This window comes from Streptomyces endocoffeicus (assembly GCF_016741935.1).
Lineage (GTDB): Bacteria > Actinomycetota > Actinomycetes > Streptomycetales > Streptomycetaceae > Streptomyces > Streptomyces endocoffeicus.
The window spans coordinates 69308-84129 of sequence record NZ_JAERRG010000006.1; the positions used below are offsets into that span (position 1 = coordinate 69308).

Annotated in this window: 11 protein-coding genes; 7 read left to right on the top strand and 4 right to left on the bottom strand. The window is 71.7% G+C overall.

Annotated features, from left to right (window positions below; translation table 11 throughout):
- Positions 1-110: 110 nt before the first annotated feature.
- Positions 111-2420 carry a HelD family protein gene (locus JK364_RS17085; protein ID WP_201851953.1) on the top strand — a complete coding sequence of 770 codons (2310 nt, stop codon included), beginning with the start codon at positions 111-113 and terminating at the stop codon, positions 2418-2420.
- A gap of 48 nt (positions 2421-2468) precedes the next feature.
- Here the strand turns inward: JK364_RS17085 and JK364_RS17090 are convergent, their stop codons facing one another.
- Positions 2469-3986 carry a glycoside hydrolase family 28 protein gene (locus JK364_RS17090; RefSeq protein WP_201851954.1) on the bottom strand — a complete coding sequence of 506 codons (1518 nt, stop codon included), beginning with the start codon at positions 3984-3986 and terminating at the stop codon, positions 2469-2471.
- Positions 3987-4209: 223 nt separating this feature from the next.
- Between JK364_RS17090 and JK364_RS17095 the strand changes: the two genes are divergently transcribed.
- The 4 genes from JK364_RS17095 to JK364_RS57020 all read left to right on the top strand — a co-directional run bounded on the left by JK364_RS17095 (position 4210) and on the right by JK364_RS57020 (position 11358).
- Complete coding sequence (locus tag JK364_RS17095) at positions 4210-4644, top strand: SRPBCC family protein (protein WP_201851955.1); 435 nt, start codon at positions 4210-4212, stop codon at positions 4642-4644.
- A gap of 503 nt (positions 4645-5147) precedes the next feature.
- Positions 5148-7106, top strand: a complete 1959-nt coding sequence (locus tag JK364_RS17100; protein ID WP_201851956.1) for a glycoside hydrolase family 84 protein — start codon at positions 5148-5150, stop codon at positions 7104-7106.
- A 94-nt stretch (positions 7107-7200) separates the two neighbouring features.
- Positions 7201-8541 carry an NAD(P)/FAD-dependent oxidoreductase gene (locus JK364_RS17105; RefSeq protein ID WP_230992090.1) on the top strand — a complete coding sequence of 447 codons (1341 nt, stop codon included), beginning with the start codon at positions 7201-7203 and terminating at the stop codon, positions 8539-8541.
- 132 nt (positions 8542-8673) lie between these two features.
- Entirely contained in the window at positions 8674-11358 is a 2685-nt protein-coding gene (locus JK364_RS57020) for an SMI1/KNR4 family protein (RefSeq protein WP_201851957.1), read from the top strand.
- 30 nt (positions 11359-11388) lie between these two features.
- On the opposite strand, the gene JK364_RS17115 is transcribed toward JK364_RS57020, so the two are convergent.
- Positions 11389-11982, bottom strand: a complete 594-nt coding sequence (locus JK364_RS17115; RefSeq protein WP_201851958.1) for a TetR/AcrR family transcriptional regulator — start codon at positions 11980-11982, stop codon at positions 11389-11391.
- 131 nt (positions 11983-12113) lie between these two features.
- On the opposite strand from JK364_RS17115, the gene JK364_RS17120 reads away from it, so the two are divergent.
- Together JK364_RS17120 and JK364_RS17125 are read left to right on the top strand one after the other, a co-directional pair.
- The gene (locus tag JK364_RS17120) at positions 12114-13304 is read left to right on the top strand and encodes a cytochrome P450 (RefSeq protein WP_201851959.1); all 1191 of its coding nucleotides are present in this window, start codon (positions 12114-12116) and stop codon (positions 13302-13304) included.
- Positions 13305-13309: 5 nt separating this feature from the next.
- Positions 13310-13525, top strand: a complete 216-nt coding sequence (locus tag JK364_RS17125) for a ferredoxin (RefSeq protein ID WP_201851960.1) — start codon at positions 13310-13312, stop codon at positions 13523-13525.
- A gap of 22 nt (positions 13526-13547) precedes the next feature.
- Here the strand turns inward: JK364_RS17125 and JK364_RS17130 are convergent, their stop codons facing one another.
- Together JK364_RS17130 and JK364_RS17135 are read right to left on the bottom strand one after the other, a co-directional pair.
- Positions 13548-14411, bottom strand: a complete 864-nt coding sequence (locus tag JK364_RS17130) for an SAM-dependent methyltransferase (protein WP_201851961.1) — start codon at positions 14409-14411, stop codon at positions 13548-13550.
- 149 nt (positions 14412-14560) lie between these two features.
- Positions 14561-14764: an MbtH family protein gene (locus JK364_RS17135; RefSeq protein ID WP_201851962.1), complete on the bottom strand. Its 204-nt coding sequence runs from the start codon at positions 14762-14764 to the stop codon at positions 14561-14563.
- Positions 14765-14822 lie beyond the last annotated feature (58 nt).

The window sequence follows — 14822 nt, forward strand, 5'->3', positions numbered from 1 at the left end:
CTGCCTTGACGGCCGGGGCGTTTCTCGGCGTATATTGGGGATTTCCTCTGCCATTACGCTTATGGCATGGGGAAACCTGATGAAGTCATCGTATCCCGGCGGGAGTCGAATTGTCAAACGAGGAATGGGACCGTGAGCAAGAATTCCTTGATCTGCTCAATGGGCGCCTCGCCGAGCTCAGGGCACGAGCCGAGGAGTCGGTGACCGAGGCACTGTCCTTGGAGGGCACCACCTTCCAGGCGCGGCTGGAGCGCGATGTGCTGGTGGCCGAGCGGTCCGGGCTGCTCGCCGCGTTCGAGGCGGGGGAGCGGGGGCTGTGTTTCGGCCGGCTGCTGTTCCGCGACGACCGCGACTACCACATCGGCCGCATCGGCATCCGGCGCGATGACGCGGACCGCACCCCGCTGGTCATCGACTGGCGGGCCGATGTGGCCCGTCCGTTCTACCTCGCCACCGGGCACACCCCCATGGGGCTGCGCCGCAGGCGCCACATCACCACCGAGGGACCCAAGATCACCGGGCTGCACGACGAGATCCTGGACCTCTCGGACACCATACGGACCGGGCATGAGGGATCCGACGCGGACGCCGTGCTGCTCGCCGCACTCGACGCCGCCCGCACCGGCCGGATGCATGACATCGTGCAGACCATCCAGGCCGAACAGGACCAGATCATCCGCGCCCCGCACCACGGCGTCCACGTCGTGGAGGGCGGCCCCGGCACCGGCAAGACCGTCGTGGCGCTGCACCGCGCCGCGTATCTGCTCTACGCGCACCGGGAGTCGCTGGCCCGCCGCGCGGTGCTGATCGTCGGGCCCAACCCGGCGTTCCTCGGCTACATCGGCGAGGTGCTGCCCTCGCTCGGCGAGACCGGTGTGCTCCTGGCCACGCTCGGCGAGCTCTTCCCCGGTGTGACGGCCACCGGCACCGACACCCCCGCGGCGGCCGAGGTCAAGGGCCGCCCGGAGATGGCGGATGCGCTGGCCCGATTCGTACGGGACCGGCAGACGCTGCCCGACCCCGCGATCGTCATCGAGCACGACGACGGCGATCTGGTGCTGGACAGGGACATCGCGTCCGAGGCGGGCCACAAGGCACGGGAGACCGGGCTGCCGCACAACCTCGCCCGTCCGCACTTCGCGTTCCGTGTCATCGACGCCCTCACCGACCAGCTCGTGGACCGGATCGGCGCGGACCCCCTCGGCGGGCCCAACCTCCTCGGCCCGGACGACGTCGCCCAGCTCGGCAAGGCCATCGCGGTCAACCCCGAGGTGCACGCGGCCATCGCGGAGCTGTGGCCTGCCCTCACCCCGCGGCAGCTCGTGGCCGACTTCCTCGGCGACCCCGTCCACGTCTCCGACGCCGACGCCGCCGCGATCCGCCGCACCGACGGCGAATGGACCCCCGCCGACGTCCCGTTGCTGGACGAGGCGGCCGAACTCCTCGGCCATGACGACGCGGCGGCCCGCGCCGCCGCGGAGGCCGAGCGCCAGGAGCGCATCGAGTACGCACAGGGCGTGCTCGACCTCTCCTACGGCTCCCGCACCCTGGAGTTCGAGGACCGCGAGGACGAGGAGTCGGAGGTGCTGGCCGCCCACGACCTCATCGACGCCGAACGGCTGGCCGACCGCGCCGAGGAGCGCGACCACCGCAGCGCCGCCGAACGCGCCGCCGCCGACCGCACCTGGGCCTTCGGCCACATCATCGTGGACGAGGCCCAGGAGCTGTCCGCGATGGCGTGGCGGCTGCTGATGCGGCGCAGCCCGACCCGTTCGATGACCCTGGTCGGCGACCCCGCGCAGACCGCGGAGCCGGGTGGCTGCGGCTCCTGGTCCTCGATCCTGGAGCCGTACGTCGGCGACCGCTGGGAGCACAGCCGGCTCGGCGTCAACTACCGCACCCCGACCGAGATCATGGACGTCGCGGCGCGGGTGGCCCGTACCGTCGACCCCGCCTTCCAGCCGCCGCGCTCGGTGCGCGCCACCGGGGTGCGGCCGTGGGCGGAGCACACCGGCGATCTGCCCGGCGCGGTGTCCTCGGCCGTGGCGCGGGAGACCCGCACCGAGGGCCGTCTCGCGGTGATCGCTCCCAAGGACCGCCATGACACGCTGTCAGCCGCGCTCCCGCAGGCGTCCACCGGCCGGTCCCCGGACCTGACCAGCGCGGTGGTACTGCTCGACCCCCGGCAGGCCAAGGGGCTGGAGTTCGACACCGTGATCGTGGCCGAGCCCGCGGAGTTCGGCACCAGCGACCTCTATGTGGCGCTCACCCGGGCCACCCAGCGGCTGGGCGTGGTGCACACCGGGCCGCTCCCGGAGGGCCTGCGCGACCTGGCCGGCACGGCGGATCCGGCCGGTCCCGCCGACCTGCCCGACGCGGTCGGTCACGAGGTGGTCGGCGGCTCCGAGAGGCGCGGCTGACCGCCTTCGACGGCCGGCCGTGGTCTGCCACGGCCGGCCCGTCGTGGGTCATGAGGAGCAGTTCTCGCTGGATCCGCTGGAGCTCACCCGCAGCGCTCCGCCGGAGGTGTTGGCGCTGTCGGCGAGGCAGTAGCCGGACACGTTCTGGACGACGACGTCCGCCGGGCTGTCGCTGCCGCGCTGTGCGGTGAAGTGGTCGAACCGCAGCGCGCTCCCGGAGTTGGCGATGACCGCCGGACGCCCGTCGTTCTTGGCGAACCGCACCGAGCTGTCGTTGAAGGTGATGTGATCCGCGTTGTGCAGATACCAGCCGAAGGCGGGACGGGTGCCGATGCTCTTCGGGTTGTAGTCGTCGGCGTCATTGCTGGGAACAGCGGTGGACATGGTGCCGTTGCCGCCGGGCACGGTGAGATTCACCTGGTTGAAGGTCACACCGCTGATGTGATTGCCACCGGACTCGCCCCACAGCGTCGGGCTGAAGGAGGGGGTGTTCCCGGTCCCGGTGATGTTGTCGTAGGTGATGTCGCTGATGTGGCCGACTCCCGGATTTCCGCCACACCGTTTTCTCGTCCCGATCTTCTGCATGATGGGGGAGTGCACATTGGTCATGGTGATGTCGCGGTAGTGCACATCGGAGATGTTGGCGCCGTCCATCGAGACCATGCCGAGCCCGGACTTGTCCGCACCGGTGATGGTGATGCCCTGGAAGTTGTAGTCCGAGAAGTCACCACAGGTCTCGGAGCCGAACATCAGGGCGTTGCAGCACTTCGCGGAGAGATGTGAATCGGTCACCTTCACATGGCCGTTGGACAGCTTGGCGCCCAGGGCGTAGTCGCTCTTGAAGACGAGCGCGTCGTCGTTGGCGGCGATATCGGCATGGGTGATGGTCACATTGGTGGTGCTGATGATGTTCCAGCCGTCGCGGTCGCTCGCCGTGTCGATGGTGAGGTGGTCCGAGGTCACGTTCTTGCAGCCGTTGATGAGGGCCGCGAAGTGGCCACCGCGCCGCAGGGTGATCCCGTCGAGGGTCAGTCCGTCACAGCGCGTCAGCGAAATGATCTTGTCCGCCTCGCCGGAGTCGGGGTTGCCGGTGATGAGGTTGCCCGCGCCGTCGATGGTGCCCGAACCGGTGAACCCGATGTTGGTGAGCTTGTCGCCGTAGAACATCGCGTTGTGGAAGTGGCTGTGGCCGTAGTCCTGGTAGTCGTCGTTCGGATTGGCCTCGGGCTTGTCATAGGTGTCCGCGCTCGAACCGAGGATCGTGGCCCCGGAGTCCAGCTGGAGGGTCACCTCGCTCTTGAGGTGGACGGTGTTCTTGGACTTGTACTGTCCGGACGGGAAGCGGACGATTCCGCCCCCGGCGCCGTTGGCCGCCGTGATGGCCTTCTCGATGGCGCCGGAATCATTGGACGAACCGTCGGCCTTGGCGCCGTAGTCCATCACGCTGAACACCGGTGCCGCGGAGGTGGCCGTCTCCTGCGCGGGGGTGGCGGCCGCCTGCGGCACTTGCGATAACCCGAAGACGGCGGCGAGGGCGAGCGCCGCGCCTGCGGCGAGTCTCTTCATCTCTCGTTCTCCTTCTCCTATGGAGCCGTGGAGATCCGACGTGTTGGAAGGTCTGAACCTGATTGAGCTGCGAGAATCCCTCTGGTGGGGCGACTTCTGTCTATGCCGGACCAGAAAGGTAGGATCTCTCTCCTTCTGTGGAAGGTAACAGGCGGATCCGAGCTGTCAATGGCCTCAGCCGCCACGACCGCTTCCCCGGCCGTCGATCGCCTACGATCCCGCCGTGGCCCCCTTCCGTATCGAGCGGCGCTCCGCACTGCCCGTCGACGAGACCTGGCGACGGCTCACCGACTGGCCGCGCCACGGCGCCCATGTGCCGCTGAGCGGCGTCACCGTGCGTCCGGCGGGGCCGACCCGGGTGGGCACCGTGGTCGTGGTGCGCACGGGTGTCGGCCGCGCCGGATTCGACGACCCCATGGAGGTCGTGCGCTGGGACCCGCCCACCGGGGACACTCCCGGCAGCTGCAGGCTGGAGAAGCGCGGCTCGGTGGTCCTCGGATGGGCCGAGATCGAGGTGCGCCCCCGGGAGGGCGGATCCGAGGTGGTATGGCGCGAGGAGGCGCGACTCCGGGGACTGCCCCGCCTGTTCGACCCGCCCACGGCATGGTCCGGCCGCCTGCTCTTCGGCCGGGTGGTCGACGCGTTGCTCAAGGGGTGACGGCGCCTCGGTTCTCGCCGGGTACCGGCGCGCCGGTGGTCACGCCCCGGTAAGGCGCCTCGCCCTCCGGGCGCCTCGGCCGTAGGGGGGCCGACGGATCGTGACGCTGCGGCGGGCTGCTCCCCTCCCCGCCCCTTCCCGAAACTGGGGCTTCGCCCCAGACCCCGGACCGGGGCTTCGCCCCTTCCCGCGGCATCGGTATGCGGCTCCGCCGCGCGGCGGAGCCGCAAATCGACACTGTGGGAAGGGGCAGGGAGGGGAAAGCATCGGTGTGCGGCGCCGCCGCGTGGTCCGCCGGACACCTCGTAAGTGGCCGGGCCGGTACGGCGTTTGACGACCCATGGCGGGGTCGATCATCCGGGCACATCGCTGGGTAGGGATACGCCGGGCCCCGCCGCGGGCTCGCCCCGCGTACGGCACACCGCACACTGCCCCCGCATCACCGCAAGGCACCGCACCGCACCGCCCCCGAAGGCCCCCGAACGCCACGGAGGAGATGTCCCATGCGCAGTCGCTTCAGAACCCTGGCACCCGTCACGGTGTTGTTCACCCTGCTGGCCCTGCTGTTGCCCACCGGCGCGGTCGCCACCGCGTCCACCACCACGGCCACCGCCCCCGGGGCGCTGCCGGTCGTCACCCCGCGCCCGCAGGAGATGTCCCGCATCGGAGCGGACGTCCACGTCCCCTCCCGCGTCCGCCTCGTCATATCGGACGGTGTGGACCGTCCGACCCGCGATCTCGTCACCTCCGTGCTGCGCCGCGCGGGGGCCTCGCGGATCCAGGACGGCCCCGGGCCGAAGCTGACCGTGACCGTCGGCCGGATCGCCGATCCACGGGTCGAGAGGGCGCTTCGGGCCGCCGGGGGCCGGGTGCCCGGCCCGCTGCCCGCCGAGGGCTACGCGCTCGCCGCCGGACGCGGCTCGGTGGCGCTCGCGGGCGCCGACTCGGACGGGACGTACTACGCGGCGCAGACGCTGCGTCAGCTCGTTTCCGGCCACCGCACGATCGCGTCCGTCTCGGTCACCGACCATCCGCTGATGCCGCTGCGCGGGGTGATCGAGGGCTTCTACGGAAGTCCCTGGACCCACGCCGAGCGCATGGACCAACTGGCGTTCTACGGGGACGTCAAGATGAACACCTACATCTACGCGCCGAAGGACGACCCCTACCACCGCGAGAAGTGGCGCGAGCCGTATCCGGCCGCCAAACTCGCAGAGCTCGGCGAGCTCGTCCGGCAGGCCACCGACCACCATGTGCGGTTCACCTTCGCCGTCTCCCCGGGCAACTCCATCTGCTACAGCGACCCCTCCGACCTCGCCGCGCTGGAGGCCAAGCTGGACGCGGTCTACGACCTCGGGGTGCGCAGCTTCTCCATGCCGTTGGACGACATCAGCTACACCCGCTGGAACTGCGAATCCGACCGCGCCACCTACGGTAACCCCTCGTCGGAGGCCGCGGCCAAGGCCCAGTCCGACCTGCTCAACACGGTGCAGAAGACGTTCCTGGACGAGCGGGCGGACACCAGGCCGCTCCAGATGGTGCCCACCGAGTACGGGGACGTCACCGACACCCCGTACAAGCGCGTCCTGCGCGAGCGGCTGGACTCGCGGGTCGAGGTGATGTGGACCGGAACCGATGTGGTGCCGCCGCGGATCACCGTGGCCGACGCGGAGCGGGCCGCCACCGTGTGGGGGCGCAAGGTCTTCGTCTGGGACAACTACCCGGTCAACGACTACGGCCAGGCCGAGGGCCGGCTGCTGCTCGCGCCGTACGACGCCCGTGAGCCCGGACTGCACCGGCAGCTCTCCGGCCTGGTCCTCAACCCGATGAACCAGGCCGCCGCCAGCAAGGTCGCCCTCTTCGGCGGAGCGGACTTCGCCTGGAACGACACCGGCTACGACGCCACCCGCACTTGGGAGGCCGCCGCCCGCTACCTCGCCGGGGACGGCCCCGGCGCGCACCCGGGCCGTACCGACGGGACCGTTCGCTCGCTGCTGGCCTTCTTCGACACCCAGCACCTCGCACCCACCTTCGGCGCCGAACCCTGGCAGCCGCAGGCCCCCGAACTCGCCGCGCGGCTCGACCGGTTCCACACCGCCTGGGAGGCGGGGCACGGGCGAGCGGCCCTGCGGGAGCTGCGCCCGTACGCCCGGCTGCTCGCCGCCGCGCCCGAGCGCATCAGGGCCGGGGCCGCGGACCGGGGATTCGTGGCGGACAGTACGCCCTGGCTGGACGCGCTGTCGCTGTGGGGGCGCGCCTTGGAACGTACCCTGGACGCGCTGGGCGCCCGACTCGACGGCGATGACGCCCAGGCCGCGGGGTGGTTCGCCGAGGCGGCGGCCGACGCGCGGCGGGCCGGGGAGATCCGCACCATCCCGGGCGAGACCCGCCCCGAGGGACCGGTGCGCATCGCCGACGGAGTCCTCGACACCTTCATCACCGAGGCCGCCGAAGGCGCCTGAGCCGTCGAAGCGGTTGTATTTACCACCCGTTGGGGTGGTGACGCTCGGATGATCATGCACTACGCTCCGTAGTATGGGGGTACCGGGGGAAGGTATGGAGCGAGGGACCGCGGTGGTGATCGGCGGAGGTCTCGCCGGGCTGCTGGCCGCATGGGCGCTGCGGGGATACGCCGAGCGCATTGTCATAGTCGAGCGTGACCGCTATCCCGAGGGGCCCGCGTTCCGCTCGGGCGTTCCACAGGCGCGCCACGCACATCTGCTGCTCGAGGCCGGGCATCGGGCGCTGGCGGAGCTGATGCCCGGCGCGCGCGAGGAGTTGCTGACCGCCGGCGCGGTGCGGGTTCCGATGTCGGGCGTGCGCTGGCTCAGCGCGGCCGGGTGGCTCGCGAAGTACGAGAGCGAGGTCGCGTTCCTCTCCTGCACCAGACCGCTGCTCGACCATACGGTGCTGCGCCGGGTGCGCGGCGAGCCCTCGGTGCGATGGCTGGAGAACACCGACGTCGTCGGACTCCTCGGCACCCCGGGCGAGCTGACGGGCGTCCAGGTCCGGGCGCGGGGCGACGCCCGCGCCCGGGTGCGCGAGCTGCGCGCGGAGATGGTGGTCGACGCCTCCGGGCGCACCTCCTCGGTCCCGTCCTGGCTGGCCCGGCTGGGCTGTCCGCCCACCCCCGAGGAGCGCGTCGACGCGGGGGTGTCGTACGCCAGCCGGATGTACCACCGCACCGCCGGGGCGGATCCGGGCTTCGACGCGCTCTACCTGCAGACCAAGGCCCCCGACGCGCCCAGGCTCGGCGTGGTGCTGCCCGTGGAGGACGGCCGGTGGATCGCCAGCGTCGGCAGTATGCGGGGAGCGCAGGCCGAGCCGGGGGCGTCCGGTTTCGACCGGCAGCTGCGGCTGCTGCGGGACCCGAGCCTGCGCGAGCTGCTGGCCGCGGCCGAGCCCGCCGGTGCGGTCCGCGGCTTCTGGCCCGGCCCCGGTGTGCGGCGGCACTACGAGCGCCGGGCGCCGCGGGGGCTGGTCGTCATCGGCGACGCCGTGTGCACCTTCAACCCGGTCTACGGCCAGGGCATCACCGTGTCCGCGCTCGGCGCCCGCGCACTGCGGGCCGCCGCCGAGCGCCACGGCGGAATCGGCCACGGTACGGCGCATACCGCCCGTAAGGGCATCGCGGCCGCCACGGACACCGCGTGGCTGCTGTCCTCCAGCGAGGATGTGCGCTTTCCCGCCACCACGGGCGGCCCCGCCGGACTGGGGGTGCGGGCCCAGCACCGCTATCTGGACCGGGTCATCCGGCGTGCCACCGTCGATCCGGCGGTCTGCAAGGCCCTGCACGAGGTGATGTCGATGGTCGCCGCGCCCACCGCGCTGATGCGCCCCGCCGTCCTCGGGGCCGTGCTGCGCGGGGGAGGGAGGGGCCGACCCGCATCCCCCTAGTGATCGTCGCGGATCCCGGACGGTGCCTGGCCGGCCGCCCTAGCATCGACAGCATCCGGGTGTTGTGAGGCCACCCGCACCCATGCCCCGACGACATGTCAATGGACCAGACGGCCCTATCAGGAGCACAGCGTGCGAGCGACTTTTGCGGATTTCACCATCGATCCGCCTCGATTCGGCAATGGCGCGGCCCGGTACATACGGTGCCATCCCGACCGGGACCGTCTCGCGATCGGCGCGGGCGGACGAGTCGAGCTCGACTTCGCGCTGGACGGCGGCGAACTGCCGGAGCAGCTGACGCTGACCCTGATCGCGCGGGTCTCACCACTGGGGGAGTCCCTGGGATGGGCGCCCATCGACATCACCGTCAACGGGCAAGCGGTGATCTCGCGGTTCACCGTGCCCGGTGGCGCCCGCCCCCGGGAGGTGGCCTTCGCGGTCCCCGGTGAGGCGCTGGTGGCGGGCCTGAACACGCTGTGCGTCCGGGGCTGCGCCGAGGCGCGCGGGCTGCTCTGGCTGTACCGGATCACCGTCGAGCCGTCCCGCATCTGCGCCCGGATGCACCTCATGGCGGAGGAGCGCCCCGCCGAGGCGGCGGTGTGCGCCTACCGCACCGAGTGGCGCGCCCCGGGCTCCGCCGAATGGCGGCCCGCCCCGCGGCTGCTGGTCCATCTCGACCGGGGCGAGGGCTCGCTGCCGGTCCGGCTTGCCTGGCGCGGACAGGACGGTGCGGAGGCGTCGATCGGCTTCCGGCCGGCGATGACGGAGTTCTACGGACACCGCAGGGCCGCCGACGGCACGCTCACCGAGTACCGGGGGGTGCTGGAGGGCCGCTCACCGCTGCGGGACAGCGCGCTGGAGGAGGTGATGCACCGCTTCCGCACCGTGGAGGGCTGTGGGTCCGGGGCCCCGGGGCTCCGCCAGGAGCTGCGCCTGCTGATCGAGGACGGGGGCCCGCCCGTCGAGCGGGTGATGTGGGGCGATCCGTCGGGCCACTCGGGCACGGTGTCGCTGCTCGCCGCCGAGCCCGGTCCGGAGGCCGAGGTGACCGACCTGGTCATCGAGGTCCGGGCGCACAGCGAGTTCGCCGAGGCGGGCGAGGTCGCGGAGAACCTGCTGCACGACTCATGGCACAAGTGGCTGGGCCATGGCGACCGCGCCTGGCTGGAGTTCACCCTGCGGCGGCCGGTGGCCGTCGGCCACTACGTTCTGACCTCGGCCAACGACGTCCCGGGCCGCGACCCGAAGGACTGGACCCTCAAGGGCTCGGACGACGGGGAACACTGGGTGGACCTGGACTCCCGCGTCGAGGAGAGCTTCGCGCACCGCCATCAGCCCCGGGGATTCACCTTCGCCGCCACCAACGCCCACCGCCACTACCGCCTGGAGATCACCCGGAACGCGGGGGAGGACCAGATCCAGCTCTCCCAGGTCCGCCTCTTCACCTCCGCCCCCCAGCCGAAGGGCTTCATCGGCCACTACCAGCGGGCGGGCGAGGCGCCCACCGGATACCGCGGCACCTCGGTGTCGGCCGTCCCGGAGCCGGGGTCAGCGACGGCGCCGCCGCGGACCGTCGAGCAGTGGCGGTCCTATCTGGCGGAGTACAGCGCGACCATCCTGCGGGTGGCCGACGAGGAGGAGCTGAGCGAGGTCGACGACGGGCAACGGGCGGCCGGATGGCTCGGGTTCGAGGGCGCGGACGAGGAGAGCGTTCTCGCCCTGGAGGAGCGGCTCGGCACCCGGCTCCCGCCGAGCTACCGCACCTTCCTGGGCGCCTCCGACGGCTGGCTGAACATCAGCCCGTTCATGTGGCGGATGCGCCCGGCCAAGACCGTCGGCTGGCTGCGCGAGGCCGACCCCGAGACCTGGAGCGTCATCCGGGGCGGTGAGGGCGAGGACTGGGACGACACCGCGTTCATGGACCGGGCGCTGCTGGTCTCCGAGGAGGGCGACGCCCAGCACTGGCTGCTGGACCCCGCCGATGTGTCCGAGGACGGGGAGTGGGCCGCGTACATCTGGGCGAGCTGGTACCCGGCCCTGGGGGACCGGCACGCCTCGTTCGCCGAGCTGGTGGCCGAGGAGCGCACCGGCTTCGAGGACCAGGCGGCCCACGAGGTGCGCATGGGACGTCCCGGGACCGCCGAGGATCTGGTGGCCGAGGGCAGGGCGCAGGCCCTGCGGGGCGAGGTGCGCATGGCGATGGCCACCTTCGAACAGGCCGCGGTCAAGGGCTCGGGCGCCGGTGCGTATCTGGGCATCATCCTGGGGGCGTTCCTCGACATCAGCGCCGCCCACCACTGGATACGCACCGGCATCCTCGGGGACCCGCGCGTCATCGAGGCGATCGGGATGGAGCAGTTACGGGCCGAGGCCGCCCCGCTCTATCTGCGTTGCGCGGCCGAGGAGTGGACCGGCACCCCCGGCGGCTATCTCTCGGCTCTCGGCGACATCCTGCCGCGGCTCCCCGACGGCGTGGACGGCGTCGTGGGCGCGGGCGGTGTGGCCGCGAGTGGCGCCGCCACCGAGGGCGACGACGGCACCGCCTGGATGGCCAGGGCCGCCGCCTTCGCCCCGCCCGCCCTGCCCGAGTCCCGCACCTTCCAGCAGGCCCTGGACCTGGCCAGGGCGCTGGCCGACCGCGGCGCCACCGATCAGTCCTGGGCCGTGCTCGAGGCCGCCCTGCCGCACTGGCACTGCGACTCCCCGCACCGCATCGCCCCGGTCGTCCTGCTCACCGATCCGGCCTTCCGCGAGGTGGTCACCCCGGCCCGGGCCCGTCGCGTCGTCACCACGCCCCGCGGGGAGTTCCGCGAGTAGCGCCCGGCTCCGTACGGCCCGCATGGCTTCCTACCGCCTGCCGTTCGCCGCCGGAAGGCCGTCCAGGAGGGCGCCGAGCGCGGAGGTGACCAGCGCGCACACCTCGTCCGGGTCCGCGTCCGCCAGCGGCTCCTTGCCCACCAGCACTCGCATCATCCCTATGCCGAGCAGCCAGGACAGCGCCAGGTCCGCCCGCAGTTCGTGGTTGTCGGCGCTGGACAGGGAGGCCAGCACCCGCGCGTAGTCGTCGCTGATGGCGCGCACCGCCGTACCGATCTCGTCGCCGCTGTCCACCGAGCGCAGCAGCGTGGCCAGCGCGCGGCTGCCCGGTTCCCTGCCGCCGTGGCCCAACAGCCCGCGCAGGGCGGCCTCCAGCAGCTCATGGGGTGGGGTGGTGCGCAGCTGCTCCTCCCCGTTGTGCGCGATCACCTCGCCGAACAGCGCTCTCTTCGAGCCGAAGTAGCGGAACAGCAGCGCCTGGTTGACCCCCGCGCGATCGGCGATGTCCCGGACCGTCGCCCGTTCGTAGCCCCGCTCGGCGAACAGCGCCACCGCGGCCTCCAGCAGCCGCCGACGTGTGTTCCGCGCGTCCCGGCGCTGCCCCTCGGACACGGTCGTCCCCATCACGACACCCCTCTCGTCTGCCTCCGGCGATTCCCTCCGGCCCGTCAGATCAACGGCGCAAAGGGGCCGTTGACCGTACCAGCCGCCGCCTCCTAGCTTTGTAAGCACGTGCTTACGCAAGGGAGGTCACGGTGACCACAGCGGAGACCACACCCATCGCCTACCCCTTCAACTCCGCCGAGGGGCTCGCGCTCAGCGAGGCGTACGACCAGGCCAGGAACCACACCGGATTACTCCGGGTGCGCATGCCCTACGGTGAGCCCGCCTGGCTGGCCACGCGGTACGCCGACGCCCGGCTGGTGCTCGGGGACCGGCGCTTCAGCCGGGCCGCGGCGCTCCACCACGATGTGCCACGGCAGTCCGAGGGCCGCCGCGACAGCGGCATCCTGACCATGGACCCGCCCGACCACACCCGGCTGCGCACCCTCGTCGCCAAGGCGTTCACCGTCCACCAGGTGGAGAAACTCCGCCCATGGGTAAGGAAGTTGACCCAGGACCTGCTCGACGAGCTCGAGGCCGCGGGGCCACCCGTCGATCTCGTGGACCGCTACGCCCTGCCCATTCCGGTCGGGGTCATCTGCACCATGCTCGGTGTCCCGGAGGAGGACCGGCCCAAGTTCCGCACCTGGAGCGATGCCGCGCTGTCCACCAGCTCCCTGAGCGCCGAGGAGTTCGACCGTAACCGCGATGAGCTGCGCGCCTATATGGCCGGGCTGATCGAGGACCATCGCATCCGCCCGCGGGACGACATCATGACGTCGCTGATCGAGGCGAGGGACGCGGGCGACCGGCTGTCCGAGCTCGAGCTCGTCGATCTGTGCGTGGGCATCCTGGTGGCCGGGCACGAGACCACGGCCACCCAGATCCCCAACTTCGTGCTGACGCTCCTGGACCACCCGGACGAACTGCGCCGGCTGCGCGAGGAGCCCGTACTGCTGCACGGCGCCGTCGAGGAGCTGCTGCGCTTCGTCCCGCTGGGCATGGCGGCGTCCTTCCCCCGCTACGCCACCGAGGACATCGAGGTGGGCGGCACCCTGGTGCGCGCCGGGGAGCCCGTGCTCGTCGCCGTCGGCTCGGCCAACCGCGACGCGCTGCGCTTCGACGAGCCGGGCACCCTGAACGTCGCCCGCCCCGCCACCCAGCACCTGGGCTTCGGCCACGGTGTGCACCACTGCCTGGGCGCGCCCCTGGCCCGGCTGGAGCTCCAGGAGGCGCTCGGCGCGCTGATCACCCGCTTCCCGAATCTGCGGCCGGCCGGGGATGTGGAGTGGAAGGGCCAGATGCTGGTCCGCGGGCCCCGTGTCATGCCCATCGGGTGGTGAGCCGGATGACCTGGAAGGCGGAGGTCGACGGCGGCCGGTGCATGGCGTCCGGCATGTGCGCCGGTATCGCCCCCGACCTGTTCGTCCTCGACGAGGAGCACGCCCGGCCGCGACGCGAGGAGGTCCCGGAGGAGGAGCGGGTGCTGGACGCGGCGGACTCCTGTCCCGCGCTGGCGATCACCATCCGCGACGGCACCACGACCGTCGGACCGCGTCCCTGAACCCCGTCCGGGAGACCCCGGGTCAGGACTTCTGCGCGACGCCCGCCCAGAAGGACACCTCTGCGTCGGTCACATCGCCGGTCTCCACATGGGAGTCCCTTTCGGCCAGGTCGGCCCGCCAGCGGTGCGGCACCTCCAGGCCCGGTTCGACCAGTTCCAGACCGGTGAAGAAGCGCTCCACCTCGTCCCTGGTGCGGATCTTCCCCTGGATTCCGCCGCTGTGGTACACCTGCACGGTCTTCTGGGTGGCCTCGGGGTCGAAGTCCGGGGTGATGTGGCTCAGCACCAGGAAGGAGCCGGGGGCGAGCGCGTCGACCAGCCGCTGGACGAGGTCGTACGGGCCCCACTCGTCGGGGACGAAGTGCAGGAGCGAGACCAGGCTCAGCGCGACCGGCTGGGACAGGTCCAGCACCTCGGTGAGGTCGGGCGAGGCGAGGATGGCCTCGGGCTCGGTGATGTCCCCGTGCACATAGGCGGTGCGGCCCTCGGGGTGGCTCTTGAGCAGGGCCTGGGCGTGGGCGAGGACGATGGGGTCGTTGTCCACGTAGACGACCCGGGACTCCGGGGCGATCCCCTGGGCGACCTCGTGCAGATTCGGCCGGGTGGGAATCCCGGTGCCGATGTCGAGGAACTGGCGGATGCCCCGCTCGTCGGCGAGGAACCGGATCGCGCGGTGCATCCAGGCCCGGTTGGTCCGGGCGGCGATCATGACACCCGGCCACAGGGTGAGGACCTTGGCCGCGGCCTCACGGTCGGCGACGTAGTTGTCCTTGCCGCCCAGGAAGTAGTCGTACATCCGGGCGCTGTGCGGTCGCCCCTGGTTGAGAGGGGTGTTGGGGGGCTCCGGCCCGCTTCCGGTCTGGGATGCTACCCCTTGCGCGGTCACGTGGTGTTCTCCTCCGTATCCGGGCGCGATCCCTCACGCCGCGGCCGACTGTTCAAAGGATGGTAACCGCGTGATCGTATGAGGAAGTTGAGGGGCCCGGTGCGGTCGGCGCCATCACGCGCCGGCCGCGCCGCGTTACGAGGCCCGGGTCAGGAGGCCGCGTTGTCCATGCGTTCGCGCAGGCTGCGCGGCCGCATGTCGGTCCACACCTCGTCGACGTACGCGGAGCACTCGTCCTTGGTGCCCTCCTTGCCGACGGCGTGCCAGCCCTCGGGCACCTCGAGGTCGGCGGGCCACAGCGAGTACTGGTCCTCGTCGTTGCGCAGCACCTGGTAGCGGGCGTTGTCGTCCATGGTCGTTCTCTCCTGTCGGTGATCGGTCGGATCGGTCGGGTAGGTCGGGTCGGTCGGA

Coding starts and splice junctions, on each gene's coding strand:
- JK364_RS17090 (WP_201851954.1), bottom strand. CDS start 3,986: ATGAAGAGACTCGCCGCAGGCGCGGCGCTCGCCCTCGCCGCCGTCTTC.
- JK364_RS17100 (WP_201851956.1), top strand. CDS start 5,148: ATGCGCAGTCGCTTCAGAACCCTGGCACCCGTCACGGTGTTGTTCACC.
- JK364_RS17105 (WP_230992090.1), top strand. CDS start 7,201: ATGGAGCGAGGGACCGCGGTGGTGATCGGCGGAGGTCTCGCCGGGCTG.
- JK364_RS17115 (WP_201851958.1), bottom strand. CDS start 11,982: ATGGGGACGACCGTGTCCGAGGGGCAGCGCCGGGACGCGCGGAACACA.
- JK364_RS17125 (WP_201851960.1), top strand. CDS start 13,310: ATGACCTGGAAGGCGGAGGTCGACGGCGGCCGGTGCATGGCGTCCGGC.
- JK364_RS17135 (WP_201851962.1), bottom strand. CDS start 14,764: ATGGACGACAACGCCCGCTACCAGGTGCTGCGCAACGACGAGGACCAG.